17 protein-coding genes are annotated in these 25,126 nt (G+C 71.2%); 12 read left to right on the top strand and 5 right to left on the bottom strand.

Features of this window, described 5'->3' with window-relative positions:
* Window positions 1-172: 172 nt before the first annotated feature.
* Window positions 173-1,336 (top strand): acyl-CoA dehydrogenase family protein, encoded by a 1,164-nt coding sequence (locus tag ACFM35_RS12585; protein WP_378842518.1) that lies wholly within the window; start codon window positions 173-175, stop codon window positions 1,334-1,336.
* 59 nt (window positions 1,337-1,395) lie between these two features.
* Here ACFM35_RS12585 and ACFM35_RS12590 read toward each other — a convergent pair whose 3' ends face one another.
* The 5 genes from ACFM35_RS12590 to ACFM35_RS12610 all read right to left on the bottom strand — a co-directional run bounded on the left by ACFM35_RS12590 (window position 1,396) and on the right by ACFM35_RS12610 (window position 6,043).
* Window positions 1,396-2,247, bottom strand: a complete 852-nt coding sequence (locus ACFM35_RS12590; protein ID WP_378843029.1) for an energy-coupling factor transporter transmembrane component T — start codon at window positions 2,245-2,247, stop codon at window positions 1,396-1,398.
* Window positions 2,247-4,052 (bottom strand): ABC transporter ATP-binding protein, encoded by a 1,806-nt coding sequence (locus tag ACFM35_RS12595; RefSeq protein ID WP_378842520.1) that lies wholly within the window; start codon window positions 4,050-4,052, stop codon window positions 2,247-2,249. The genes ACFM35_RS12590 and ACFM35_RS12595 overlap by 1 nt, the downstream gene beginning before the upstream one ends.
* 11 nt (window positions 4,053-4,063) lie before the next feature.
* Window positions 4,064-4,615, bottom strand: coding sequence for an ECF transporter S component (locus tag ACFM35_RS12600; RefSeq protein WP_378842523.1), 552 nt, complete (start codon window positions 4,613-4,615; stop codon window positions 4,064-4,066).
* A 73-nt stretch (window positions 4,616-4,688) separates the two neighbouring features.
* Window positions 4,689-5,693, bottom strand: a complete 1,005-nt coding sequence (locus ACFM35_RS12605; protein ID WP_378842525.1) for a pirin family protein — start codon at window positions 5,691-5,693, stop codon at window positions 4,689-4,691.
* Window positions 5,690-6,043, bottom strand: a complete 354-nt coding sequence (locus ACFM35_RS12610; RefSeq protein WP_378842527.1) for a GNAT family N-acetyltransferase — start codon at window positions 6,041-6,043, stop codon at window positions 5,690-5,692. Before ACFM35_RS12610 ends, ACFM35_RS12605 begins: the two co-directional genes overlap by 4 nt.
* A gap of 125 nt (window positions 6,044-6,168) precedes the next feature.
* Here ACFM35_RS12610 and ACFM35_RS12615 point away from each other — a divergent pair, with 125 nt between their 5' ends.
* The 11 genes from ACFM35_RS12615 (at window position 6,169) to ACFM35_RS12665 (ending at window position 25,114) form a co-directional block, all read left to right on the top strand.
* Window positions 6,169-8,781 carry a DEAD/DEAH box helicase gene (locus tag ACFM35_RS12615; protein ID WP_378842529.1) on the top strand — a complete coding sequence of 871 codons (2,613 nt, stop codon included), beginning with the start codon at window positions 6,169-6,171 and terminating at the stop codon, window positions 8,779-8,781.
* Between the two features lie 104 nt (window positions 8,782-8,885).
* On the top strand, window positions 8,886-9,521 hold the full coding sequence (locus ACFM35_RS12620) for a hypothetical protein (RefSeq protein WP_378842531.1): 636 nt from the start codon (window positions 8,886-8,888) through the stop codon (window positions 9,519-9,521).
* A gap of 65 nt (window positions 9,522-9,586) precedes the next feature.
* Window positions 9,587-11,614 (top strand): DNA helicase RecQ, encoded by a 2,028-nt coding sequence (gene recQ / locus ACFM35_RS12625; protein ID WP_378842533.1) that lies wholly within the window; start codon window positions 9,587-9,589, stop codon window positions 11,612-11,614.
* A gap of 97 nt (window positions 11,615-11,711) precedes the next feature.
* Window positions 11,712-12,296 carry a gluconokinase gene (locus ACFM35_RS12630; RefSeq protein ID WP_378842535.1) on the top strand — a complete coding sequence of 195 codons (585 nt, stop codon included), beginning with the start codon at window positions 11,712-11,714 and terminating at the stop codon, window positions 12,294-12,296.
* Between the two features lie 243 nt (window positions 12,297-12,539).
* Window positions 12,540-14,645: an acyl-CoA dehydrogenase family protein gene (locus ACFM35_RS12635; protein ID WP_378842537.1), complete on the top strand. Its 2,106-nt coding sequence runs from the start codon at window positions 12,540-12,542 to the stop codon at window positions 14,643-14,645.
* Window positions 14,646-14,685: 40 nt separating this feature from the next.
* A complete protein-coding gene (locus tag ACFM35_RS12640) occupies window positions 14,686-15,276 on the top strand; it encodes a DNA-3-methyladenine glycosylase I (protein ID WP_378842539.1) in 591 nt (196 codons plus the stop codon).
* Window positions 15,277-15,380: 104 nt separating this feature from the next.
* Entirely contained in the window at window positions 15,381-18,182 is a 2,802-nt protein-coding gene (locus tag ACFM35_RS12645) for an FtsX-like permease family protein (protein ID WP_378842541.1), read from the top strand.
* Window positions 18,179-21,001, top strand: coding sequence for a hypothetical protein (locus ACFM35_RS12650; protein WP_378842543.1), 2,823 nt, complete (start codon window positions 18,179-18,181; stop codon window positions 20,999-21,001). The genes ACFM35_RS12645 and ACFM35_RS12650 overlap by 4 nt, the downstream gene beginning before the upstream one ends.
* Window positions 21,002-21,029: 28 nt before the next feature.
* The gene (locus tag ACFM35_RS12655; RefSeq protein ID WP_378842545.1) at window positions 21,030-21,989 is read left to right on the top strand and encodes an ABC transporter ATP-binding protein; all 960 of its coding nucleotides are present in this window, start codon (window positions 21,030-21,032) and stop codon (window positions 21,987-21,989) included.
* Window positions 21,986-22,669 (top strand): ABC transporter ATP-binding protein, encoded by a 684-nt coding sequence (locus tag ACFM35_RS12660; protein WP_378842547.1) that lies wholly within the window; start codon window positions 21,986-21,988, stop codon window positions 22,667-22,669. Before ACFM35_RS12655 ends, ACFM35_RS12660 begins: the two co-directional genes overlap by 4 nt.
* A 63-nt stretch (window positions 22,670-22,732) precedes the next feature.
* A complete protein-coding gene (locus ACFM35_RS12665) occupies window positions 22,733-25,114 on the top strand; it encodes an ATP-binding cassette domain-containing protein (RefSeq protein WP_378842548.1) in 2,382 nt (793 codons plus the stop codon).
* Window positions 25,115-25,126 lie beyond the last annotated feature (12 nt).

Raw genomic sequence — 25,126 nt, forward strand, 5'->3', positions numbered from 1 at the left:
GCGAGGTGGAGGCATTCCACAACGCCGAAACCGGGTCTCAGCATTCAGGGAACGCAATCCCACAGGTGCTCAGCGTGCGCTGACGCGTGGGGCCTAGGATCGACGGCGGCGAGGGAGCCGAAAGCGCCTCGCATCGACGCGAACCGCCCACGGCGGACAGGAAGGACCGGCAATGGACCGCGATATCTACGACGAGGACCACGAAGCATTCCGCGACGTCGTCAAGGAGTTCATCAAGCGCTTCGCGAGCAGCGAGAAGATCGCGCAGTGGGACGAAGCCGGAGAGATCGATCGCGCGACGATGATCGCCGCGGGCGAGCAGGGTCTGATCGGACTGTCGGTCCCCGAGGAGTTCGGCGGTGCAGGGATGCTGCAGGACTACCGGTTCCGCACCATCGTCAACGAAGAGGTCATCGCCGCCGGTGCGGGTTCGCTGGCGGGCGCCTTCGGCATCCAGGACGACCTCGCGGTGCCCTACATCGTGCACATGGGCACCCAGGCCCAGAAGGAGAAGTGGCTGCCGCGGATGGCGACAGGTGAGATCCTGGGCGCCCTCGCGATGACCGAGCCGGGTGCGGGCAGCGATCTGCGCGGCATCAAGACGACCGCGAAGAAGGTGGACGGCGGGTACATCGTCAACGGTGCGAAGACCTTCATCTCCAGCGGCAAGACCGCCGACATCGTGGTGACGTTCGTCAAGACCGGTGAGGGCAACCGACCCGACGCATTCAGCCTCCTCATCCTCGAGAACGGGATGGAGGGCTTCGACCACGGCAAGACGCTCCACAAGATGGGCTCGCACGGACACGACACCGCCGAGCTGTCGTTCAGCGACGTCTTCGTGCCCGAGGAGAACCTCATCAGCGGCACGGAGGGCCAGGGCTTCATCCAGCTCATGATGAACCTTCCGCTCGAGCGGCTCTCCATCGGCATCGCCGCGGCGTCGGCGTCGCAGGCGGCCTACGCGTGGACCGTGGAGTACACCAAGAGCCGCGAGGCGTTCGGCGAGCGGATCATCGACTTCCAGAACACCCGGTTCAAACTCGCAGACATCGCCACGACGCTGGACGTCATGTGGGCCTACCTCGATCGCGCCCTGCTGGCCTACAAGGACGGGGCTCTCACGCCTGAGGAGGCCGCGAAGGTCAAGTTCTGGACGACCGACCGCGAGTGGGAGATCCTCGACACGTGCGTGCAGCTGCACGGCGGGTACGGGTACATCACCGAGTACCCGATCGCGACGGCGTTCCTCGACGCGCGCGTGCATCGCATCTACGGCGGCACGAACGAGATCATGCGCGAGATCGTCGGCCGCCAGATCGCCGGCAAGCGCTGAAGACCACGGATGCCGCGCTCTCACTCCTTGCGCGAGGGGCGGGGGCGCGGCATCCGTTCTCAGGGGAAGAAATACCAGAACACCACGGCGGACACGGCCCACGACGCCACCAGGAACACCAGGTCGCGGACGCGGAACGGCACGAGGTGCCTCTCGGTGCGGTCGGGGTATGCGCCGAATGCGCGGGCGTCCATCGCCAGGGCGACCCGCTCGGCGTGACGGATCGCCCCGGCCAGCAGCGGGACCAGGTAGCCCGCCCCCCGGGCGATCGAAGCGAACGGCCCGCGTCCGCCGTGCGCGCCACGTACGCGGTGCGCCTGCCGGATGACCTCCAGCTCGTACCCGAAGCGAGGGACGAACCGGAACGCCGCGAGCGCCGTGTATCCGATGCGGTACGGCACGCGCAGCTGCTGGACCATGGCGCGCACGACCTCGACCCCGCTCGAGCTCAGCCCGGCGAGGAGGCCGAGCGCGACGATGGCGGCGAGCCGCAGACCGGTCGCGAAACCGACCTCGAGTGCTCCGCCGTAGAGCGCCCACCCGCCGACCTGCAGCACCACGACGCTGCGGTCGACCCCCGCGGGATCGGCCCACACGGCGAAGCCGACGCCGACCACGACGACGGCGACGGGGATCGCGACGAACAGCAGCAGAGCGGTGCGCAGGGTGAACCGAACGCCGATCAGCAGGACGACATAGGTCAGCGCGAGGAAGGCGAGCGGAGTGGCGAGGTCGCGGACGAACGCGAGCACGATCATCGCCGGCACGGGCCCGGCGAGCGTGGCGAGCGGGTTGAGGCGGTAGAGGAAGCGCGGGGCGGAGCCCGCGACGACGGGAGCGTACGGATCGAAGGAGTCCCGGCCGGGGCGGGCGCCGACGTGCGCGGTCGCGTCGGCGCCCGCGTCCGGGATCACGCGTCGCCTCCGTCGGCCGCGGCCGCGACGAAGGGCAGGTCGCGGAGGCGTGCGAGGTCCGCGAGTCGCGGATGCCGTACCATCCTCTTCAGCGCGCGTCTGAGCGGCGGCGGCCGCAGTCCGGCTCGCACGATCCGGTCATCATCGGCGAACACCTCGGTGGTCGGCGCATCGGCGACGATGCGCCCGTCGGCGAGGATCACCGTGCGGTCGGCGTACTCGGTCACGAGCTGCATGTCGTGGGTCACGACGATGACCGTCGTCCCGTCGGCATTGAGCCGGCGCAGCAGACCGAGGAGTTCGTCGGCGCGGGCGCGGTCCTGTCCGAACGTCGGCTCATCCAGGACCAGCACCGGCGCGCCGGCGATGAGGGCGGTACCCACTGAGAGGCGCCGCTTCTGCCCGCCCGAGAGAAGGAACGGATGCACATCGGCCTTGTCGAGGAGACCGAACCGCACGAGCATCGCGTCGACACGCTCGGCGATCTCGTCGTCGGCGACGCGGGCCGATCGCAGTCCATGGGCGAGTTCGTCGAACACGGTATGGGCGATGAACTGGTGCTCGGGGTTCTGGAAGACGAACCCCACGCGCGACGCGAGTGTGCGCGCGGAGGCGCGTCCGACGTCGAGGTCGCCCACGTGGACGGTGCCGCGCGGCGGGGCGATCACGCCCGCGATCGCCTGGATGAGGGTCGTCTTCCCCGCGCCGTTCGCACCGATGACCGCGACGAACGCTCCCTCGGGGATGTCGAGGGCGACGTCATGCAGGACGGTGCTCGCGCCTCGGCGCACGGTCAGCCCGCGGACGCGGATGAGGGGCGGCGACGGCGGTGGGGCGCCACGAGAAGCCGTTCCGGGGTCGAGGCGCGGTGTATGGGCCCCCGACGGCGCGGGCGGGCCGGCGGGGGCGGGCTGGGCATCCAGCGCCGCGCGCAGCTCATCGGGGGTGAGGGGGAGGGGGTCGAAACGCCAGCCGGCCGTCCGCAGCCGCAGGGCCGCCATCGTCGAGGTGGGGAGCCACACCCCGAGACCGTGCAGCTCCTCGGCCCGACCGCGCAGGACGTCGTCGACCGGGCCGTCGGCGACCAGGTGCCCCGTGTGATCGAGCACCACCACGCGGTCGACGAGGCCCACCGCCGCATCGAGGTTGTGTTCGACCAGCAGGATCGCGCGATCCCCGGCGGCGACCAGATCGGCCAGCGCGGCGTAGACCTCCTCGATGCCCTGGGGGTCGAGGTTCGCTGTGGGCTCGTCCAGCACGAGCAGCGGCGAGCCCATGGCGAGCGCGCACGCGATCGCCAAGCGCTGCCTGCCCCCGCCCGACAGGCGGTCGGGGTTCTGATGACGACGCTCCCACAGCCCCACCCTTCGCAGCGACTCCTCGGCGCGCCGCAGCACCTCGGCGACCGGCATCCGCAGGTTCTCGGGACCGAAGGCGACCTCGTCGAGCAGGGTGCCCGTGACGATCTGCGCGTCGGGATCCTGGAAGACCATCGCGACCTGCGTGCTGAGGCGGGCGACCGTGCTGCCCGAGGTCTCATCGCCGCCCACCGACACCGACCCCCGCAGGATCGCCGGCAGGTCGTGCGGGATCAGGCCGTTCATCGCCAGCGTGAGCGTCGACTTGCCGGATCCGCTCGGTCCGAGGAGCAGGACCACCTCACCCGTCGCCACGTCGAACGACACGTCGGCGGGGGTCGCGGCATCCGCCCCCTCGTGCGTGATCCCGAGATCCCGTATCCGCAGAAGCGGCTCGGCTGGAGTCGTGCCCACCCCGTCGGCGCCGTTGTCGGATGCGGCCACAGCGAGAACCGTCAGCGTCGCCCGCGACGGGCGACGCCGGCCTGGCGCAGTGCAGTCCCCACGCCGAGGCCGGCGGCCGTCCAGCCGATCGGTCCGAGGAACGACAGGATCATGTAGACGAGCTGCGCCCAGACCGGGAGGGTCGCGAGGTTCGCGGCGACGCCGACGACGGCCGCGACGAGCACGCCGATCACGGCGGCCGAGACGAAGAAGCGCCAGGCGCCCCATGCGCGATAGCGCGTGAGTGCAGCGACGCCCTCCTGGATGCCGCCGAAGAGCAGGGCGGTGCCGAGGAACCGCCCGGCGAAGGGCAGCGCGAACGCGCTCGCGACCAGAGCCGCCATGACGTGGGTGATGAGGGCGACCCAGGGCAGGCGCAGGACTTGCTGGGCGATGATCCCCGGCAGCACATGGGCGCCGAGGACCAGGCCGTACAGGATCGGCACGCCGGCGATCACCAGCGGCGTGATCAGACCGGCGATGCCCCCCACGACGCCCGTGGCGACACCGATCGCGGCGCACGTGAGCAGCACGCTCGTCGAGATCCGGGATGCCGCTGCCACGCTCTCAGCTTAGCCTCGCCTAAGTGGAGTGCCCGGGCGAGATCCTCCGCTGTCGAAGGAGTTGGTGCGCCCCTCACACCCGCCGTCGACGGCGCGTGAGACGCACGCCGGGAAGCGGCGGAGCGGGCACGCGCTCGTCGGCGTGACCGACCACATGCCCGAAGCGGGCGGATGCCTCCTCCCACGCATCCCGTGCGTCCACGACCTCTTCGTGCGAGCGCGCGACGAAGTTCCACCACATCACGATCTCGTCGGGGAACGGTTCGCCCCCGATGAGGAACGCCGTGACATCCGCGTCGCCGGCCGCGACCACGATCTCCGACCGCTGCGTGCCGAGATAGAGCAGCTCGCGCACGTCGACACGGCTCGTCGCCACGTCGGGGGTGCCCGTCTCCGCCGAGACCGTTCCCGCGACACCGATGAGCGCGTACTCCCAGTCGGCCCGCAGCGGCACGCGGAGGCGTGAACCCGCACGTACCCGAAGCTCGGCGCCGACGATCGGCGTGTGCACGGTTGCGGGGGAGACGACATCGCCCAGTTCACCGAGTACGACCGTCGCCTCGCCCGGTGCTCCCGCTTCTCGTGCAGCAGGCTGCAGCGCGAGCGTCGGCAGGTCTTCGTGGCGTTCGAAGTCGGGCGCGCCGTGCCGGCGGGACTCGGGCAGGGCGACCCAGAGCTGCAGGGCGTCCAGAGGTGCGGCATCCTCTCCCATCGAGTACTCCGAGTGCGAGATGCCGGCACCGCTGGTCATGAGGTTGAGCGCACCGCGGCGCACGATGACGTCGCTGCCGACCGAATCCCGGTGGTGCACCTCACCGACCAGCGGCCATGTCACCGTCTGCAGGCCGATGTGGGGATGCGGCTCGACGCGCATGCGCGTCACCTGGGGTCCGAAGCGGTCGAGGAAGCACCACGCGCCCACCATCGGAAGGTCGCGCTGGGGGAGCGCCCTGTGCACTTCCATACCCCGGAGACCCCCGAGCGGCACGGCACGCGACTCCAGGAGAAGCGCGCGCGGTCCGTCGCAGGCCGGTGCCGCCTCCGCCACCTCCTCGGCGTCGACGTCGAGCCGGGTCATACGCCGCCGCCTCCCGAGGCGTGGCCACCGCCCGCCGCCGGACGTTCGCGTGGCCAGTCCACGACGAGTCCGTCGATATCGTGCTTCTGCAGGTACGCGGTGACGAACGGGCAGGTCGGGCGTACGGTCTCGCCGCGGGCCGCGGCATCCGTCAGCGCCGCCTTCACGAGGGTGCTGCCGAGACCCCGTCCGCCGAACGCGGGGTCGATCTCGGTATGCGGGAACACCACCCGGCCTTTGCGGTCGGTGAAGAACTCGCTGAACCCGCCCAGGACATCGCCCACCCGGATCTCGTACCGACCCGCCTCATCATTGCGCGTGACCGTCGTGTCGTCGTGGTCCTCGGTCATGGTCGTCCTCTCCTCGCCGGGTGCGTACTCCCCACAACGTACGGCGGAGCGCGCCATTCCGCCACGTGCGGTGCGAGGGCGTCGTCCGAATGCGGATTCGGCAGGATCGGGGGCAGACTCGGAGGATGCCCACGTCCCTCCTCGACCTCATCCCCCGCGGAGCCGGCGACGACGCCATCTACGAGGGATTCGTCGAGTGGGCGGAGGGACGCGGGCTCGGCCTGTATCCCGCCCAGGACGAAGCCGTCATAGAGATCGCGTCGGGGGCCCACGTCATCCTCTCCACGCCGACCGGCACCGGCAAGTCCCTCGTGGCCGTCGCGGCTCACGCGGCGGCGCTCGCCCGCGGCGGCAGGAGCTACTACACCGCGCCCATCAAGGCCCTCGTGAGCGAGAAGTTCTTCGCGCTCGTCGACATCTTCGGCCCCGAGAACGTCGGCATGGTGACGGGCGATTCGTCGGTCAACGGTGACGCGCCGATCATCTGCTGCACCGCGGAGATCCTCGCGAATCAGGCGCTCCGGCACGGTGCCGACACCGACGTCGATCAGGTCGTGATGGATGAATTCCACTACTACGGCGACCCCGATCGCGGCTGGGCCTGGCAGGTGCCGCTGCTGCTGCTTCCGCGCGCGCAGTTCGTTCTCATGTCGGCGACCCTCGGAGACGTCTCCGACATCGCCGCCGACCTCACGCGGCGGACGGGTCGCCCGACCGCCCGCATCACCGGCGTCGAACGGCCTGTTCCCCTGCACTTCTCCTACGTACGGGTGCCGGTGCACGAGACCGTCGAAGATCTGCTGAACACCGGCCAGGCGCCGATCTACATCGTTCACTTCTCCCAGGCCGCGGCGATGGAGCGGGCGCAGGCCCTCTCGTCGGTGCGGATCGTCTCGCGCGAGCAGCGCGACGAGATCGCCGATGCGATCGGCGGCTTCCGATTCACGACGGCTTTCGGCCGCACCCTCTCCCGCTACGTCCGCGCGGGCATCGGCGTGCACCACGCCGGCATGCTCCCCCGGTACCGGCGGCTCGTGGAGACCCTCGCCCAGCGCGGACTGCTCCGCGTCATCTGCGGCACCGACACCCTCGGCGTCGGCATCAATGTGCCGATCCGGACGGTGCTGCTGACGGCGCTCACCAAATTCGACGGACAGCGGATGCGGCAGCTCAGCGCCCGCGAGTTCCATCAGATCGCCGGCCGCGCGGGGCGCGCGGGCTATGACACGGCCGGGACCGTCGTGGTGATGGCGCCCGAGCACGAGATCGAGAACGCGGCCATGTTCGCGAAAGCGGCGGACGACCCCAAGAAGCTCCGCAAGATCGTCCGCAAGAAGGCGCCGCAGGGGTTCGTCAACTGGAGCGAGGCGTCCTTCGAGAGGCTGGAGACGGCCGAACCCGAGCCCCTCGTGCCGCAGCTGCAGCTCACGGCGGCGATGATGATCAACGTCATCGCCCGTGGCGGCGACGTGTTCGCCCACGTCCGGTCGCTCGTCTTCGACAACCACGAGCCCCGTGCGCGGCAGTACGAGCTGGCCCGGCGGGCGCTCGGGATCTTCCGGACGCTGGTGGCCGCGGGCGTGGTGGAGGTGGTCGATGCCGGAGCGGAAGCCCCGGGTATCCGCCTCACCGTCGATCTGCAGCCGAACTTCGCCCTCAATCAGCCGCTGTCGCCCTTCGCGCTCGCGGCCATCGAGCTGCTCGACCCCGAGGACGGACGCGATTCTGCGCAGAACTCCGCGAATCCGGGCCCGGCGTCCCCGGCTGGGGCGGAATCCGGCTCGATCTCGCCGGATGCGAGGAGTTCCACCCCTGGAGTCGGCACGGGCCACTACGCGCTCGACGTGGTCAGCGTCATCGAGTCGACGCTCGACGACCCGCGACCCGTGCTGTCCCAGCAGCAGTTCCAGGCCCGGGGCGAAGCCGTGGCGGCGATGAAGCGCGAGGGCATCGAATACGAAGAACGCATGGAGGCGCTCGAGGAGGTCACCTATCCCAAGCCGCTCGAGGCACTCCTGGCGCAGTCTTTCGAGGTCTTCGCGGCGAGCCAGCCGTGGGTGCGGGACTTCGAGCTGTCTCCGAAGTCGGTGGTCCGCGACATGTTCGAGCGGGCGCTGTCGTTCGCCGAGATGATCCAGGTGTATCAGCTCGCGCGGAGCGAGGGTCTCGTGCTGCGCTACCTGAGCGACGCGTTCCGGGCGATCCGGCAGACGGTTCCCACCGACGCCCAGACCGAAGAGCTGCTCGACATCATCGAATGGCTCGGCGAGCTCGTGCGCCAGGTCGACTCGAGTCTGGTCGACGAGTGGGAGAGCCTGATCAACCCGGCCGACGACCCCACCGCCCCGATCGTGCCGCCGGCGCCGCCGTCGGTGCTCACGAACCGGCGCGCGTTCCTGGTGCTGATCCGCAACGAGCTGTTTCGCCGGGTGCAGCTCGCGGCGCTCCAGCGCGACGACGCTCTCACCGAGCTCGACCCCGATGTCGACTGGCCGGCCGCCCTCGACGCCTACTACGACGAACACGACGAGCTGCTCACCGGCGGTGCCGCGCGGTCGCCGGCGCTCGTGAGCGTCGATGAGACGGATGCCGCGGCGTCCGGTCTCTGGAATGTCGAGCAGACCCTCGACGACCCCGACGGAAACCACGACTGGCGCATCCGTGCGGTCGTCGACCTCGCGGCCTCGGAGGAGGTCGGCACGGCCGTGGTGCGTGTGACCGAGGTGCTGCGGCTCTAGCGCGGATCGCAAGATGGGCAGTTCTGGTCATGCCACCGGTGTGCGGGACGACGACACTCGGTGTCGACCTCAGATCGGGGCCGGGAGCGAACGGAGTCGTCCAGATGTCTCACCACACGCCATCTCCAGCCCGCGATGCCGGGCCGACGCGCGGCATCCGCCGGGCTCGCGCCGTCGGACTGCTGATCGTCGCCGGCGCGGCGCTCGCCGCCTGTGCTCCGGGCGCCTCACCGGCCGCCGTGAGCACGGCGCATTCGTTGCACGACGCGTCCGCGGCGGCCGAGTCGGATCTGCAGGCGGCGCGCGCCGCGACGGCGGACTTCGCCGATCTCGAGCTCGCGCAGGCCGCCGGATACGCGAGCACGATCGACGATCTGGGCTGCTTCCAAGACGAGGACAAGGGCGGGATGGGGCTGCACTACCTGGATGCCGCGCAACTGGATGACGTGCTCGACGTCGAGCGCCCGGAAGCGCTGGTCTACGAGCTCGACCCCGCGGGCGCGCCAGCCGCGCTCGTGGGTCTGGAGTTCATCGTGCCGGTCGACGCGCGGACCTCGGACGAACCGCCGACCCTCTTCGGAAACGAGCTGCACCGGCATTCGGTCCTGCCTCTGTGGGTGATACACGCGTGGGTGCACCGCGAGAATCCTGACGGGGTCCTCAGCGACTACAACCCCGACGTCGCCCTGTGCCCCGACGGAGTGCCGATCTTCGGCGTCGACCTCCCCAAGAGCGGCTGACGGTCGTCCCGGCGGCCGGCCGACGTCCGGCCGGGGAGGTCGGAGGCCCCGGCTACCCTGGACGGATGACCTCCCCCTTCGCCGGCGACCCGTACGCCGACCTCGCGTGGGACCCCGATGAGCTCGCTCCGCCGCCCGACGACTCCTGGGCCCCGCCCGCGGACGATGGATGGATGCCGCCGCCCGAGCGCGCGGGTGCCGGCCGGAGCACATCGCCCTCCCCTGGCTCGTCGGCCGCGGCATCCGTCCCGCCCGCCATCGGCGTCACGCCCTCCCGATACGCGACACCGCTGGAGGCGCTGCACACCGTCTTCGGCTACGACAGCTTCCGCGGCGACCAGGCCGAGGCCATCGACGCGATCACGGCCGGTGGCGATGCGATCGTGCTCATGCCCACCGGCGGTGGCAAGAGCCTGATCTACCAGGTGCCGGCGCTCGTGCGAGAGGGGACGGGACTCGTCGTGAGTCCGCTGATCGCCCTCATGCACGATCAGGTCGACGCTCTTCGCGCCAACGGCGTGCGCGCCGCCTACCTCAACTCAACGCAGCAGGCGGGCGAACGTGCGGAGGTCGAGCGCGCCTACCTCGCCGGCGAGCTCGACCTCATCTACGTGGCCCCCGAGCGTCTCTCGAGCGCCGCCACCCTGCGCCTCCTCCAACGCGGCACCCTGAGCCTGATCGCGATCGACGAGGCGCATTGCGTGTCGCAATGGGGCCATGACTTCCGTCCCGACTACCTCGCGCTCGGCGGGCTGGCCGAGTCTTTCCCCGGAGTGCCGCGCGTCGCCCTGACGGCGACCGCCACCGAGGCGACGCACGCCGAGATCGGGGAACGGCTGCGGATGCCGCACGCGCGGCACTTCGTCGCCAGCTTCGACCGCCCGAACATCCAGTACCGCATCGCGCCCAAGGCCGAGGTGCGCCAGCAGCTTCTCGGCTTCATCCGCTCGCAGCCCGAGGGGTCGGCGGGCATCGTCTATGCGCTCAGCCGAAAGAGCGTCGAGCAGACGGCCGAATTCCTGCGGGGGAAGGGGCTCGACGCCCTGCCCTACCACGCGGGTCTCGACGCCGGCGTGCGCGCGGCCAACCAATCGAGGTTCCTCCGCGAGGACGGCGTGGTGATGGTCGCCACGATCGCCTTCGGCATGGGCATCGACAAGCCCGACGTGCGGTTCGTCGCGCACATCGACCTGCCGAAGTCGGTGGAGGGGTACTACCAGGAGACCGGTCGCGCCGGTCGCGACGGCGAACCGTCGATCGCCTGGATGGCCTACGGCCTCGGTGATGTGGTGCAGCAGCGCCGACTGATCGAGCGCGGCGACGGTGATCGGGCGCACCGCATCAGGCAGGGCCAGCACCTCGACGCGATGCTCGCGCTCTGTGAGACGACCGGATGCCGCCGCGTCGACCTGCTCGGCTACTTCGGGCAGCCCTCCACGCCCTGCGGCAATTGCGACACCTGCCTGGAAACGCCCGAGATCTGGGACGGCCTGATTCCCGCGCAGAAGCTGCTGTCGACGATCGTCCGTCTGAAGCGCGAGCGCAACCAGGCCTTCGGCGCCGGTCAGCTGATCGACATCCTCCGCGGCAACCGCACCGAGCGCGTCCTGCAGCAGGGGCACGACAAGGTGGCCACCTTCGGCATCGGCGCCGACCTCAGCGAGCAGGACTGGCGGAGCGTCATACGTCAGCTCCTCGCCCGCCGTCTTCTCGTCGCGCAGGGGGAGTACGGCACGCTGGGTCTGTCCGAGCAGAGCGCGGGAGTGCTGTCCGGCTCGACCGCCGTGCCGCTGCGACGCGACACGATCGGCCGCGGCGGGTCGTCGTCGGGGTCGCGCGCCCGCAGGTCCGAGGCATCCGCAACCCTCGATGCGGGTGATCGCTCGGTCTTCGACGCGCTGCGCGCGTGGCGCTCCGAGACGGCGAAGGCGCAGGGCGTTCCCGCCTACATCGTGTTCGGCGATGCGACGCTGCGGGCGCTGGCCGAGGTGCGGCCGTCCACGGCGGCGCAGCTCGCGGGCATCAGCGGCATCGGCGAGAAGAAGCGCGAGGCCTACGGTGAGGCCGTCCTCTCGGTGATCGCCTCCGCCTGACGCGGCCGGCGACCGTCGGGGCGCGACAGGCCTTCCGTCGGGTCTCCGGCGATGAGCCGGTTGCAGACGCGAGGTCGAGGCACGGCAGGATGGGGGGATGCCTCCTCCGCCGCCGCCGGGCCCGACGCCGCCGCCGCCGGGCCCGCCGGGTACGAAGGCGGTTCCCATCGTGGTGATGGGCGTCTCCGCAGCGGGGAAGACATCGGTCGCCAAGGCGATCGCGGCGGCGGGCGCCTTTCCGTTCGTCGATGCCGATGCCCTGCATCCCGCGGCGAACGTCGCGAAGATGGCGCGCGGTGAGGCGCTGGAGGACGTGGACCGGTGGCCGTGGCTCGACGACGTGGCGCACGTCCTCGCCGACGGCGCGGAGGCCGGGGGAATCGTGGTGGCCTGCTCGGCGCTGCGCCGCCGCTACCGGGATCGCCTCAGAGCGGGGGCGCCCGGCACGGTGTTCGTCCACCTGACCGGTGCCCCCGAGTTGCTGGCGCAGCGGGCGGCTGCCCGCACAGGCCACTTCATGCCGCCGGCGCTGCTGCGGTCCCAACTCGACACCCTCGAGAACCTCGGAGCGGATGAGGCGGGCGTCGCCGTCGATGTCACGCCCTCCGTCGCCGATGTCGCGGCCACGGCGGTGACCTGGTTGGCCGGTCACGCGGCCGAACTCGTCAAGGACGGCGCCTGATCCAGGGTCTACCCGCGGGATGACGCGGGGGTGATCGAGGCTCCGAGGGATTCTTGAGGAGTCGGGTCGGGCTGACCCGTTGCATCGCATGCCCTCCGACCGACCACATGTGGGGTGTGCACAACCTACCCGTCGGAGGCGGTCCGACCCTCTTGGAGGTATCGCCCAACCGGTTTCAGCGTTCGTTGTCGGACTCCTACCGTTGATGGTGTCTTCTTCTTTCTCTGACGAAAGGTCCCGACAATGGCCGACGCCGTCGTTCGCTCCCTCAAGCCCGCCATCAACCGGCGCACCCCCGCCGGTGGCGCCGCGCGCGCCCCGCATACCGCCGCCGAGGCATCCGACCCCCGCATCGACGTCGCGGACGTGACGGACCGTCTGCTCGGCACCTGGGCCGACACGCGACGCGAAGCGCGGGAGATGATCAAGGACCCCGCCTTCTGGCGCGTCGACGGCCAGAGCATGTCCGAGCACCGGGAGCGGGTGCTCAGCCAGATGCACCTGCTCGTCGAGCAGGGCGGCGTGCACCGCGCGTTCCCGAAGGAGTACGGCGGAGCAGGCAACAACGGCGCGAACATCGCCGGCTTCACCGAGCTCGTCGCCGCTGACCCGAGCCTGCAGATCAAGGCGGGCGTGCAGTGGGGGCTGTTCGGCTCGGCCGTCCTGCAGCTCGGAACGAAGGAGCACCACGACAAGTGGCTGCCCGGCATCATGAGCCTCGAGATCCCCGGTGCGTTCGCGATGACCGAGACGGGACACGGCTCGGATGTCGCGGCCGCCGGCACCACGGCGACCTACGACCCCGAGACCGAGGAGTTCGTGATCCACACCCCGTTCCGCGCGGCGTGGAAGGACTACCTCGGCAACGCCGCGCTCCACGGCATCGCGGCCACGGTGTTCGCGCAGCTCATCACGAACGGCGTGAACCACGGCGTGCACTGCTTCTACGTGCCGCTCCGCGACGAGAACGGCGATTTCCTGCCCGGAGTCGGCGGCGAGGACGATGGCCTCAAGGGCGGTCTGAACGGCATCGACAACGGCCGCCTGCACTTCGACCACGTGCGCATCCCCCGCACGAACCTGCTGAACAAGTACGGAGACGTCGCCCCCGACGGCACGTACTCGAGCGAGATCTCGAGCCCTGGCCGTCGCTTCTTCACGATGCTCGGAACGCTTGTGCAGGGCCGCGTGTCGCTCGACGGATCGGCAGCCTGGGCCTCGGCCCTGGGTCTCGACATCGCGATCACCTACGGCAACCAGCGACGGCAGTTCGACTCGGGTGCGGGCACGGACGAGGTCGTGCTGCTGGACTACGGCAAGCACCAGCGCCGGCTGCTGAGCCGCCTGGCCACCACGTACGCCACCATCTTCGCGCACGACGAGTTCCTCCAGAAGTTCGACGCGGTCTTCAGTGGCACGGCCGACACCGACCACGACCGTGAAGACCTCGAGACCCTCGCTGCCGCGCTCAAGCCGCTCTCGACCTGGCACGCGCTCGACACCCTCCAGGAGGCCCGCGAGGCCTGCGGCGGCTCGGGCTTCCTCGCCGAGAACCGCCTCGTCGGACTGCGCAGCGACCTCGACGTCTTCGTCACCTTCGAGGGGGACAACAACGTCCTGCTGCAGCTCGTCGGCAAGCGACTGCTGAGCGATTACGCCAAGCAGTTCCGGGGTGCGGACGCCGCGACCATCGCCAAGCTCGCCGTCGGCCAGACCGCGGGCAAGCTCTTCCACGGTGCCGGCCTCCGGCAGTTCGGGCAGTCCGTGTCGGACTTCGGTTCGACGGCGCGCTCGGTCGAACGCGGTCTGCGCGGCGACCAGCAGCACGAGCTGCTCGCCGGCCGGGTGCAGCAGATGGTGGCCGACATCGCGGGGCGTCTGCGTCCGGCGGCCAAGCTGTCGCCGGCCGAAGCGGCTGCGCTCTTCAATGCCAACCAGTCCGAGCTGATCGAGGCCGCGCGCGCCCATGGCGAACTGCTGCAGTGGGAAGCCTTCACGGATGCCGTCGCCAAAGTCACCGACGCGGGGACGAAGCATGTCCTCACCTGGCTCCGGGACCTCTTTGGTCTGGGCTTGATCGAGAAGCACCTCGCCTGGTACCTCATCAACGGACGGATGTCGGCGCAGCGCGCGGCCGCCGTGTCGAGCTACATCGATCGCCTCTGCTTGCGGCTGCGCCCGCACGCGCAGGACCTCGTGGACGCGTTCGGGTACGAGCCGGAGCATTTGCGCGCGGCCATCGCGTCGGGTGCCGAGCAGGCCCGTCAGGACGAGGCGCGCGCGTACTACGCCGCGCTGGTCGCCTCCGGCGAAGCCCCCGTCTCGGAGAAGTCGCTGAAGAAGAAGTAACGCGCTCTGCACGCGGGAACGCCGAGGCTAGGGTGAGCGGATGACCGTGAGCCGTGACATCCGACTCGGCGACGACGGCATCCCGCGCTGCGCATGGGTCGGCGACGACCCCGAGTATCGGCGCTACCACGACGAGGAGTGGGGCCACGCGCTGCACGGCGACAGCGCCCTCTTCGAGAAGATGAGCCTGGAGGGCTTCCAAGCAGGGCTGTCGTGGATCACGATCCTGCGCAAGCGCCCTCGGTTCCGCGAGGTGTTCGCCGGCTTCGACCCCGACACGGTCGCGATGTTCGGCGACGACGACGTCGAGCGGCTGATGGGCGACGCGGGTATCGTCCGCAACCGCGCGAAGATCACGGCGGCGATCTCGAACGCCCGTCTCGTCGCCGAGATGCCCGACGGCGCCCTCGACGCGCTGCTCTGGTCGTTCGCTCCGGATGCCCCGGGCCCGCGTCCTTCGTCGTTCGCGGATGTGCCTGCGACCACCGCGGAGTCGACGGCGATGAGCAAGACGCTCCGCAAGCGCGGCTTCCGGTTCGTCGGGCCCACGACGATGTACGCGCTGATGCAGTCCGCCGGCATGGTCGACGACCACGTCGAGGGATGCTGGCGCGCCGCGGCCGAGGTCTGACCGCGCCCGACGTCGGGCACGGAGCGCCGTGCGAGCGAACGTCGCGGCCGGCGGGTTAGCCTGAGCGAGCCTCGCCCCGTACGCGTGGTCTGCCGAGGAGTCACATGCCGTTCGCCGTCCGCGCCGCCCGCGCGCGTCGGATTCAGCTCGCGGCGTTCGCGGGCGTGGTCGGCGTGCTCGTTGCGGCGGTCGTGAGCCTGGATGCCGCCACGACGACGGCGCTCGACGAGGGGGCGGCGGCGATCGTCGCCGCCGCCGTCCCGCAGGCGCAGGGGGTCGCGCTGGACGCGCTGCTGGCGGCGGATCCGGATGCGCAGGATGCCGCGGTGACGGTCGCCGTCACCGAGGCGTTCGGGGCCGCATCCGTGACGGTGCGTCGAAGCGTCTGGGGAGAGGGTGTCACCGAGGACGGCGCTGCGGAGCGGCGGATGCTCGCCGATCCGCACGTCCCGGAGCTCTCGCGGCTGGTGGAGGGTGCGTGGCCGGGGACGGCGGACGAGGTCGCGGTGTCGGCCCGTGCAGCCGAACGCACGGGCGACGAGGTCGGGGGAGAGATCGTCCTCGACGGCGTGCCGGCGAAGATCTCGGGCATCTGGGAGCCCCTCGACCCCGCGGACCCCGCCTGGTTCGGAGAGCCGTCGGTGGGTTCCGGGCGAACCGGCGAAGCGATCGGTCCCGTGCTCGCCGCGGAGGAGCGGGTGGCGGCGCTCGGCCAGGTTCCCCGTGTTCGCTGGATGGTGACCCCGGCATCGCCGATCACGGCCGGGCTGCTGTCCGCCTACCAGGACGGCGCACAGCGGCTCGCGGGTGCTCGGGCCGCCCTCGACCCGGGGGGACGGCAGAGTCTGCGCATCGAGGGCGAGCTCGGCAGCACGATGGCGCGCGCCTCCGCGGCGGTGGCGGGCTCCCGGGCGATGCTCGCGGTCCCCCTCGCCGTTCTGCTCCTGGTGGGGGCGATCGTGCTCGGCGTGCTCGCCCGCACCCTCGCGCGCAGCCGCGACGACGAAAGACGCGTTCTGCTCGCGCGGGGTGCGTCGCCCGGTGCCCTCGTCGGCGTGATGATCGCGGAGACCTCGATCGTCAGCGTGGTCGGAGCGCTCGCCGGCGCGGCGATCGGCCTGGCTGTGGCGGCCGGAGCCACAGGCGTCCTGGAATCGACGCCCGCGACCGTTCCGGGGATCGCCGTCGCGATCGCCCTCGCTGCGGTCGCGGTCGCGACGGCGTCGGCTGCGCCGGGGGTCGCGGTCGCCCGGTCTGCGAGAGCGGATGCGGGTCGACGCAGTGCGCTCGCCCTGCTGCTGCCTCTCGTCGCCGCGGTGGCCGTTTCGCTCCTGGCGAGCGCGCAGTTGGCCAGCGGCGGCCTGATCAGCGCGGGACGGCCCGATCCGCTCGCCGCATCGGCACCCGCCGCCACACTTCTCGCCGCGAGCCTCCTCATCACCGTCGGTGCGCTGCCCGTTGCGACACTTGCCGAGCGGGCGGCGCGCCGCACTCGCGGGCTCGCGGGCGTGCTCGCGATGCGTCGACTCGCCCGACAGGCGGGCCCGCTCACGGCCGGCGTCCTCAGTCTCGCGCTGCTGGCGTCGTCGGGTGTCTTCGCCTCGGTTCTTTCGGCACGCGTCGCGGACGCGCAGCAGGGCGGGGTGACACGCCTGCTGGGTGCGGACGTGCGCGCCGTCTTCGACATCCCCACCACGATCGACGAGCGGCACGCCGGGGTCGCCGCCGACACGGTGGAAGGCCTCCCCGGCGTCGACTCCGCGTTCGCCGTGCTCACACGTCGGGCCACACTCGGATCGCTCGACGTCGCGCTGGTGGCGGCACCCGCGGCGTTGCTGGCGGCCTCGTCGACGACGGGCGGCGCTTTCGACGTCGGTGGGCTGATCGTCGGCACGACGCCGCCGCTCCGAGGCGGATCGCTGGCGGTGGACGTCGCGGCCCGAGGGTCCGTCCCGGGTACGACCGTGACGGTCGTCGCCTGGGTCACGGACGGCGACGGTGCCGTCCGACGCGTCGACCTCGGCGCCGTCGCGACCGCCGGCAGGGCGGCGACGGGCGCCGCCGCGCAGACGGTGACGGCGGACGTCGGTGAGGGTTCACGCCTGAGTGCACTCGAGGTGTCGGCGGTGTTCCCCGACGACGCCGCCGCCGGCAACGTCCCCGAGGCCCGGATGACCCTCGCTGCACGCGACGCCGAGGGCGAGCTGACGCTCCCCGAGGACGAGGTCACGCTGAACCGCAGGCAGCAGAGCTTTCGAATCCCGACCGTGACCGGGCTGCCGGAGGCCCTGCCCGTCGTGCTCACCTCCCAGCTGGCCGACCGACTCGCGGTGCAGGACGGCGCCGAGCTGGCTCTCCGGGTGGGCTCGATCACTCCGCCCATCGCCGTGGAGGTCGATGCGATCGTGCCCGCTCTCCCCGGGGTGGGAGGGGAGGACGGGATCGCCGTGGACCTCGCCGCCTTCGAGTCGCGCGCGATCGAGCTGGGCGGTTCGGTACTCACGGCGAACGAGCTGTGGATCGACAGCTCCGCCACAGACCTGGCCGCGGCATCCGTTCGGTCTGTGGCTGTCGACCCCGTCCGGCCCGAGACGGCCGCCTCCGTCGGCACCGCGGCTGTCACCGCGCCCACCATCGGGCTGCTCGCGGCCGGCGTCGGCGTGGTCGCGGTGCTCGCGGCCCTGGCGTTCAGCGTCGTGGCGGCGTCCGCGTCGCGGCGTCGGCGGGCGGAGTTCGTGCCCCTGAGGTCGTTCGGCTTCTCACCCGCGCTTCAGCGCAGGACGTCCGTCGTCGAGGCCGGGCTCGCGATCGGCTACGGGCTGATCGCCGGTGCGCTCGCCGGGGCAGTCGCCGCCGAGCTGCTGGTGCCGGCGCTCATCGCGGGACTGCCGGGGGCCGCATCATGACGGTGTCGCGTCGATTACGCCGGCAGTCCGCCCGCACCACGTCGGGCGCCGCGTTGGCGCTGGCCGCCGCCTCGACCGCACCGGCGATCTCGATGTTCATCGTGATCCTCGTCGCCCTCGTGTCCTACGCCGGCGCAGCCGGACCTCTGCTCCTCCAGGAGGCGAGGACCGGCACCGTGCGGGCGGCGATCGACGATGTCGCGCCTGCGGAACGCGACCTGACCGCCTCCACCCGGGGTATCGCGACACCGGGACCCGCCTCGGGAAGCGCCGAGTCCGTCCCGTCAGGCGCCGCGTCCGCGCCGCCCGAGGCCGCGTTCGACCTCCCGTCCGAGCTGGCGCCCGTCTGGGGGGCGCCGCTCGAGCAGCTCGCGCAGACGCGCGCCGCTCTTCCCGAAGACCTGCGGGGGGTGCTCGACCCGCCCCGCCTGGTCGTCGCACTCGACAACATCGCGGCGGTCCCGCCCGCGGGCGCAGCGCGCCCCGCGAACCGCGTGATGCTGACATTCGACCCCGACTCGCCACGCAGGACCCGGTTCGTCGAGGGCGTCGCCCCCGACACCACCGCGCCATCGATCACCCCCGACGAGACGGCGTCCGGCGTCGTCGACGCCTTCTCGATCGGTCTGTCCCGCGTGGCCGCAGCCGATCTCGCGTGGCCGGTGGGCGAGAGCCGCACGATGGGCTATCCCCGCGGTATCGCCTTCAAGGTCACGCTCAGCGGGATCTTCGAAGCGGCCGACCCGGACGACCGGGAATGGGACCATGTGCCGACGGGGCTGAATCCCGATGTCGTGTACGACGGTTCCGGCAGCGCAACGTACTACGCCACGGCGTACGCGTCACCCGGTCGGCTCTCGGACGCACTCGTGGTGCCGGACTCGGCGGCCAGCGTCGCCTGGCTCCCGCTCGCGGTCGACCGCGAGCAGGGAGCCACGGCCGCATCCGTCGCCGCGCAGCTGCGCGGGTTCGCAAGTACTCAGGTGCCGTTCGCGGTCGTCGTCGAGCGACAGCAGCCGACCGGACTGGCGTTCCGCAGCTCGTCGGCGAACGCGATCGACGCGGGCATCGGGCGGGCGGACGCGATGACCGCGGTCGTCTCCCTCGTCGCGGTAGGACCGGTCGCCGTGGCGATCGTGGCGCTCGCCCTCACGGGTCGCATGCTCTCCACGCGTCGCGTGGGGTCGGTGCGGCTGGCCCGCGCGCGCGGCGGCTCGATGCCCCGTCTGGCCGTGCTCCTGGCCATCGAGGGGCTGATCCTCGGCGGCATCGGAGCGACGATCGGATGCCTCGCGGCGGCGGTGGCGCCCGGCTGGGGCGGTGCCGCGTCTGTGGTGATCCCGTTGCTCGTCGCGCTCACCCCCGCGGTCGTCGTGCCCGTCCTCACGGTGCATGCCGCAGCGCAGACCGCCCGGTCCGACCTCGGCGTCCCCGCAACCGCCGATGCCCGACGACGACTGGTGGCCGAGGCATCCGTCCTCGTCGGCGCGGCGGTGGTCGTGTGGCTCGTGGCCACCCGCGCGACGTCGGATGGCGTCGATCCCGTCCTGACCATGCTGCCTCTCGCCCTGGCCGCTGCCGGTTGCGTCTTCGCGCTGCGTCTCGTGCCGCTCGTGCTGTCGGTCATCGAGCGGGGCGCGCCGTCGCGGAGCGGCCTCGTCGGCCTGCTCGGGCCCGCGCGGGCCCGACGCGACCCCGCCGTCCGCGCGGCGCCGGTGCTGGCCGTGGTGGTCGGGATCGCGATCGCGCTGTTCGCCGTGGCCTTCTCCGAGACGGTGCGCACGGGCATCCACACCTCGGCGCAGGCGCAGGTGGGCGCCGACGTCAGACTCACCGCGCCCTATCTGCCGCAGGACCAGCTCGAGCGCCTCGCGGGTCTCGACGGCGTGGAGGCGACCGCGCCGGTGTACTTCGATCAACGGGTGGACGGCGAGGTCGGCGGCCAGCGCGTGCCGCTGGTCGTCTACGTCATGGACGTCGAGCAGCTCGCCGCGGTGCAGGCGGGACTGCCCACCGCGATCGCACTGCCCGCGACGCTGCGCGATCGGGCGGGCGACGCGGTACCGGTCGTGGCGTCGCGAGCGCTCGCGAGCAGGATCGGGTCGTCGACGCTGGAGATCGACGGCACGGTCGTCGACGTCGTATCGGAGGCGCCGACGGTGTCTCCGTTCGGCGGCGCGGAGTCATGGGTGCTCGTCGACCGCGCGAACGCCGAGCGCCTCGTCCGTGACCGGTTCGCCCCGTCGGTGGTGCTGGTGGACGTCGCGACATCGGCCTCCGCAGAAGAAATCGCCGAGGCAGCCCGCGCCGTCGCCGGGCCGGAGGCGTCCACCACGACGCCGACCGATGTGCGGGACCGACTCCGCGACGACCCCGCCCTGATCGCCGTCGAGACGGGGCTCGTGGCATCCGTCATCGCGGTCGCCCTGCTGCTGGGCTTCGCGGTCGGCATGACCCTCGTGCTGGGGGCAGCTGCGCGTGGGCGGATGCTCGCGCTGCTGGGTGCGCTCGGGTACCCGCGTCGACGCGAGCTGCCGCTCGTCGCCTGGGAGGTCGGACCCGCCCTCCTCCTCGCGCTCCCCGTCGGGGTCGGGGTCGGGCTGGCGATGCCCTACCTCGTGCTGCCCTCGCTCGATCTGTCGCGCTTCATCGGCGCTGCGGAGCAGCCCGCGGTCCACATCGGCGGCTGGCTGTCGCCGGTCGTGATCGGGGCCTTCCTGATCGTGGCCGTGGTGGCGGTCGCGTTGGCGACCGCCGCGGCATCGCGGGTGTCGGCAGCGACCACGCTGCGCTCGATCGACGAGGAGGGTTCGCCGTGATCAGCACGTCGACCGAGAGGATGTCAGCATGACCATCGCGACCGAGAGCGATCCGGATGTGGAGTGCGAGGGACTCGTGCGCATCTTCACCGCGCAGGGTGTGGAGGTGCAGGCGCTGCAGGGGCTCGAGCTGACGATCGGGCGCGGCGAACTGGTCGCGCTGGTGGGCGCGTCAGGGTCGGGCAAGTCGACCCTGCTCGGCATCCTGGCCGGCCTGGACGTGCCGACCGCCGGCACCGCGAGGGTCGCGGGCCACGACCTCGTGACCATGAAGGGTCGGGAGCGGGTCGACTACCGGCGCCGCAGCGTCGGCTTCGTGTGGCAGCAGTCGGGCCGCAATCTCCTGCCCTACCTCAGCGCGCGGGAGAACATCGCGATGGCGCACGCGGTGGCGGGGGTCGTGCCGCGTCATCGCCGCGCCGCCCTCACCGGCGACCTCCTCGGCCAGCTCGATGTCGCGCACATCGCGGACAGGCGACCGGATCAGCTGTCGGGCGGGCAGAAGCAGCGCGTGGCGATCGCGGTGGCGCTCGCCAATGAACCCCGGGTGCTTCTGGCCGATGAGCCCACGGGAGAGCTTGATGAGGCGACGAGCGCAGAGGTGCTGGCCGCGCTCGAAGCGGCGAACCGGCAGCGCGGTGTCACCACCCTGATCGTCACTCACGACGCCGCCGTGACCGAGCACGTCGATCGCACAGTGCGCATCCGCGACGGGCGGACGGCCACCGAGACGTTCCGGAGCACGCAGACGGATGCCGCCGGTCGCAGCATCCGTGTCGCAGAGGAATTCGCGGTCCTCGATCGCTCCGGCCGGATGCAGCTGCCCGCGGACTTCGTCAGCGCGCTGTCGTTGCGCGAACGCGTGCGCCTGTCGCTCGAGTCCGACCGCATCGAGGTGCGTCCCGGGGCGGGCGCGGACCGTTCGAGGGACGACCGGGAACCCGGGCACGGGGACGGGCCTGCGCAGACGCCGGAGGGAAGTCGATGAGTGCTGCGCTGCGGGCCACGGGGGTATCACGGGTCTTCCGCACGCCGGCAGGGGACGTGACGGCGGTGCGCGAAGTGGATCTCGAGGTGCAGCCAGGCGAGCTCGTCGCCCTGCGGGGGCGTTCCGGATCGGGCAAGACGACACTGCTGACGATGCTGGGAGGGCTCGACGTCCCGACGACGGGACGCATCGAGGTGAGCGGTCACGACCTGTCGGATCCCCGCACGGATGTCGCGTCCCTGCTCGGTACCGAGGTCGCCTCCGTGTTCCAGGCGTTCGGGCTGATCCCCATCCTCTCCGCCGCGGAGAACGTCGAGGTCCCGCTGCGCATCCGGCGGCTGGACCCGCGGGAGCGCGCTCGCCGGGTCGCCGACGCACTCGACGCGGTGGGACTGACCGATCACGCCGCCCAGCGCCCCGGCGAACTCTCCGGCGGCCAGCAGCAGCGGGTCGGCATCGCGCGGGCGCTCGTCGCCGACCCTGCCGTGCTGCTGGCCGATGAGCCGACCGGCCAGCTCGACTCCGAGACCGGCGCGCAGATCATGGAGCTGATCGCGCGCGTCGCACACGAGCGCGGCACCGCGACCATCGTCGCGACGCACGACCCCGCCATGCTCGCCCGCGCCGACCGGGTGCTCGAGATGCACGACGGCCGCTTGGTGCCGGTCGCTTCCGTCTGACCGCGGGCCCCCCAGATGTCGGTGCCTTCGGGCACACTGGGGTGGACTACTCGGGAGGCCCGCATGACCGCTACCGACGCCGCGACGCCGGCCGCAGCATCCGTCCCCGCGACCGCTGACGCGCACGAGGTCATCCGCGTCGTCGGCGCGAGGGAGAACAACCTGAAGGACGTCAGCGTCGAGATCCCCAAGCGCCGGTTGACCGTCTTCACGGGAGTGAGCGGGTCGGGCAAGTCCTCGCTCGTCTTCGGCACGATCGCGGCCGAATCGCAGCGGCTGATCAACGAGACGTATCCCTCCTTCGTGCAGCAGTTCATGGGCACCCCGCAGCGGCCCGACGTCGATGCGCTCGAGAACATCAGCCCGGCGATCCTGGTCGACCAGGAGCGCATGGGTGCGAACGCGCGCTCGACCGTCGGAACGGCCACCGACGTGCACGCGATGCTGCGCATCCTCTTCAGTCGCCTGGGCACTCCGCATATCGGCTCGTCGCAGGCGTTCTCCTTCAACGTGCCGTCGGTGAGCGGCGCGGGCGCGATCACCAAGGCCGGCGGGGCGAAGGAACGGCGGGAGTTCAGCATCACGGGCGGTATGTGCCCGCGCTGCGAAGGACTCGGCGAAGCGAGCGATGTCGACCTCGACGAGCTCTTCGACAGCAGCAAGTCTCTCGCCGACGGGGCGCTCACGATTCCGGGGTACAACGTGGACGGGTGGATGGTGCGCGCGTTCACCGAGTCGGGGTTCCTCGACGCGCAGAAGCCGATCAAGGACTACACCCCGCAGGAGCGCGCCGACTTCCTCTACAAGGAGCCGACGAAGGTTCGCATCCAGAACATCAACATGACGTACGAGGGGCTGATCCCGAAGATCACGGCGAGCTTCCTCAAGAAGGACCGTGACGCGCTGCAGCCCCATGTCCGCGCATTCCTCGACCGCGCCGTCAAGTTCACTGCCTGCCCCGAGTGCGAGGGCACCAGGCTGAGCGCTCCGGCACGCTCGTCGAAGATCGGGGGAGTGAGCATCGCGGATGCCGCGGCCATGCAGATCTCCGATCTGGCGGTGTGGCTGCGCACGATAGACGACCCCTCGGTGGCTCCGCTCATGACCGGGCTGAGGGAGACCATCGACTCGTTCGTCGAGATCGGCCTCGGCTACCTCTCGCTGGACCGGGCGAGCGGAACCCTCTCGGGCGGGGAGGCGCAGCGCACCAAGATGATCCGCCACCTCGGATCGAGCCTGACCGACATCGCCTATGTGTTCGACGAGCCCACGGCGGGCCTGCATCCCCACGACATCCAGCGCATGAACGAGCTTCTCCGGCAGCTGCGCGACAAGGGCAACACCGTGCTCGTCGTCGAGCACAAGCCCGAGGTGATCGAGATCGCCGATCATGTCGTCGACCTCGGGCCGGGAGCGGGCAGAGCGGGAGGCGAGATCCAGTACACGGGGGATGTCGCGGGCCTGCGCGCCTCGGGCACGCTGACCGGCCGCCACCTCGACCATCGGGCCCGCCTCAAGCCCGCCACGCGCACAGCCACCGGGGCGCTCGAGATCCGCGGTGCCACGCAGCACAACCTCCAGAGCGTCGACGTCGACGTGCCGCTGGGGGTGCTGACGGTCGTCACGGGGGTCGCCGGCTCGGGCAAGTCGTCGCTCATCCACGGCAACGTTCCCTCCTTCGACGAGGTGGTGGTCGTCGACCAATCAGCGATCAAGGGGTCCAGACGCAGCAGTCCCGCGACCTACACGGGGCTCCTCGACGCGATCAGGGCGTCGTTCGCGAAGGCGAACGGCGTGAAGCCGTCGCTGTTCAGCGCGAACTCCGAGGGCGCGTGCCCGGCGTGCAAGGGGCTCGGCGTGATCATCACCGAGCTGGGGTTCGCCTCATCGGTCGAGACCCCGTGCGAGATGTGCGGCACCACCGGGTTCAGCGACGAGGTGCTGGAGCACCGACTGGCCGGGAAGAACATCGCCGAGGTGCTCGCGATGTCGGTGGCCGAGGCATCCGAGTTCTTCGCCTCCGTCAGTGCGAAGGGGCCGGCCCAGACCACCCTCGCGCGCATGATCGATGTCGGCATCGGCTACATCACCCTCGGGCAGGCGCTGAACACGCTGTCGGGGGGAGAGCGTCAGCGGCTGAAGCTCGCCATCTCGATGGCCAAGAAGGGCGCGATCTACGTCCTCGACGAGCCGACGACCGGCCTGCACCTCGCCGACGTCGACAATCTGCTGGGGATGCTCGACCGGCTCGTCGAGGCGGGCAACAGTGTGATCGTCATCGAGCACCATCAAGCCGTGATGGCGCACGCCGACTGGATCATCGACCTCGGCCCGGGGGCAGGGCGCGACGGCGGTCGGATCGTCTTCGAGGGGACGCCCGCCGACCTCGTCGAGAGCGGCGACACCCTCACGGCGACGCATCTGCGCGCGTACGTCGCTCAGTAGCCCCGCAGCCGG

Source organism: Microbacterium songi (genome assembly GCF_042747925.1).
GTDB lineage: Bacteria > Actinomycetota > Actinomycetes > Actinomycetales > Microbacteriaceae > Microbacterium.

Coding starts and splice junctions, on each gene's coding strand:
- ACFM35_RS12615 (WP_378842529.1), top strand. CDS start 6,169: ATGCCCACGTCCCTCCTCGACCTCATCCCCCGCGGAGCCGGCGACGAC.
- ACFM35_RS12620 (WP_378842531.1), top strand. CDS start 8,886: ATGTCTCACCACACGCCATCTCCAGCCCGCGATGCCGGGCCGACGCGC.
- ACFM35_RS12655 (WP_378842545.1), top strand. CDS start 21,030: ATGACCATCGCGACCGAGAGCGATCCGGATGTGGAGTGCGAGGGACTC.
- ACFM35_RS12645 (WP_378842541.1), top strand. CDS start 15,381: ATGCCGTTCGCCGTCCGCGCCGCCCGCGCGCGTCGGATTCAGCTCGCG.
- ACFM35_RS12635 (WP_378842537.1), top strand. CDS start 12,540: ATGGCCGACGCCGTCGTTCGCTCCCTCAAGCCCGCCATCAACCGGCGC.
- ACFM35_RS12585 (WP_378842518.1), top strand. CDS start 173: ATGGACCGCGATATCTACGACGAGGACCACGAAGCATTCCGCGACGTC.
- ACFM35_RS12610 (WP_378842527.1), bottom strand. CDS start 6,043: ATGACCGAGGACCACGACGACACGACGGTCACGCGCAATGATGAGGCG.
- ACFM35_RS12660 (WP_378842547.1), top strand. CDS start 21,986: ATGAGTGCTGCGCTGCGGGCCACGGGGGTATCACGGGTCTTCCGCACG.
- ACFM35_RS12640 (WP_378842539.1), top strand. CDS start 14,686: ATGACCGTGAGCCGTGACATCCGACTCGGCGACGACGGCATCCCGCGC.
- recQ (WP_378842533.1), top strand. CDS start 9,587: ATGACCTCCCCCTTCGCCGGCGACCCGTACGCCGACCTCGCGTGGGAC.
- ACFM35_RS12665 (WP_378842548.1), top strand. CDS start 22,733: ATGACCGCTACCGACGCCGCGACGCCGGCCGCAGCATCCGTCCCCGCG.
- ACFM35_RS12650 (WP_378842543.1), top strand. CDS start 18,179: ATGACGGTGTCGCGTCGATTACGCCGGCAGTCCGCCCGCACCACGTCG.
- ACFM35_RS12605 (WP_378842525.1), bottom strand. CDS start 5,693: ATGACCCGGCTCGACGTCGACGCCGAGGAGGTGGCGGAGGCGGCACCG.
- ACFM35_RS12630 (WP_378842535.1), top strand. CDS start 11,712: ATGCCTCCTCCGCCGCCGCCGGGCCCGACGCCGCCGCCGCCGGGCCCG.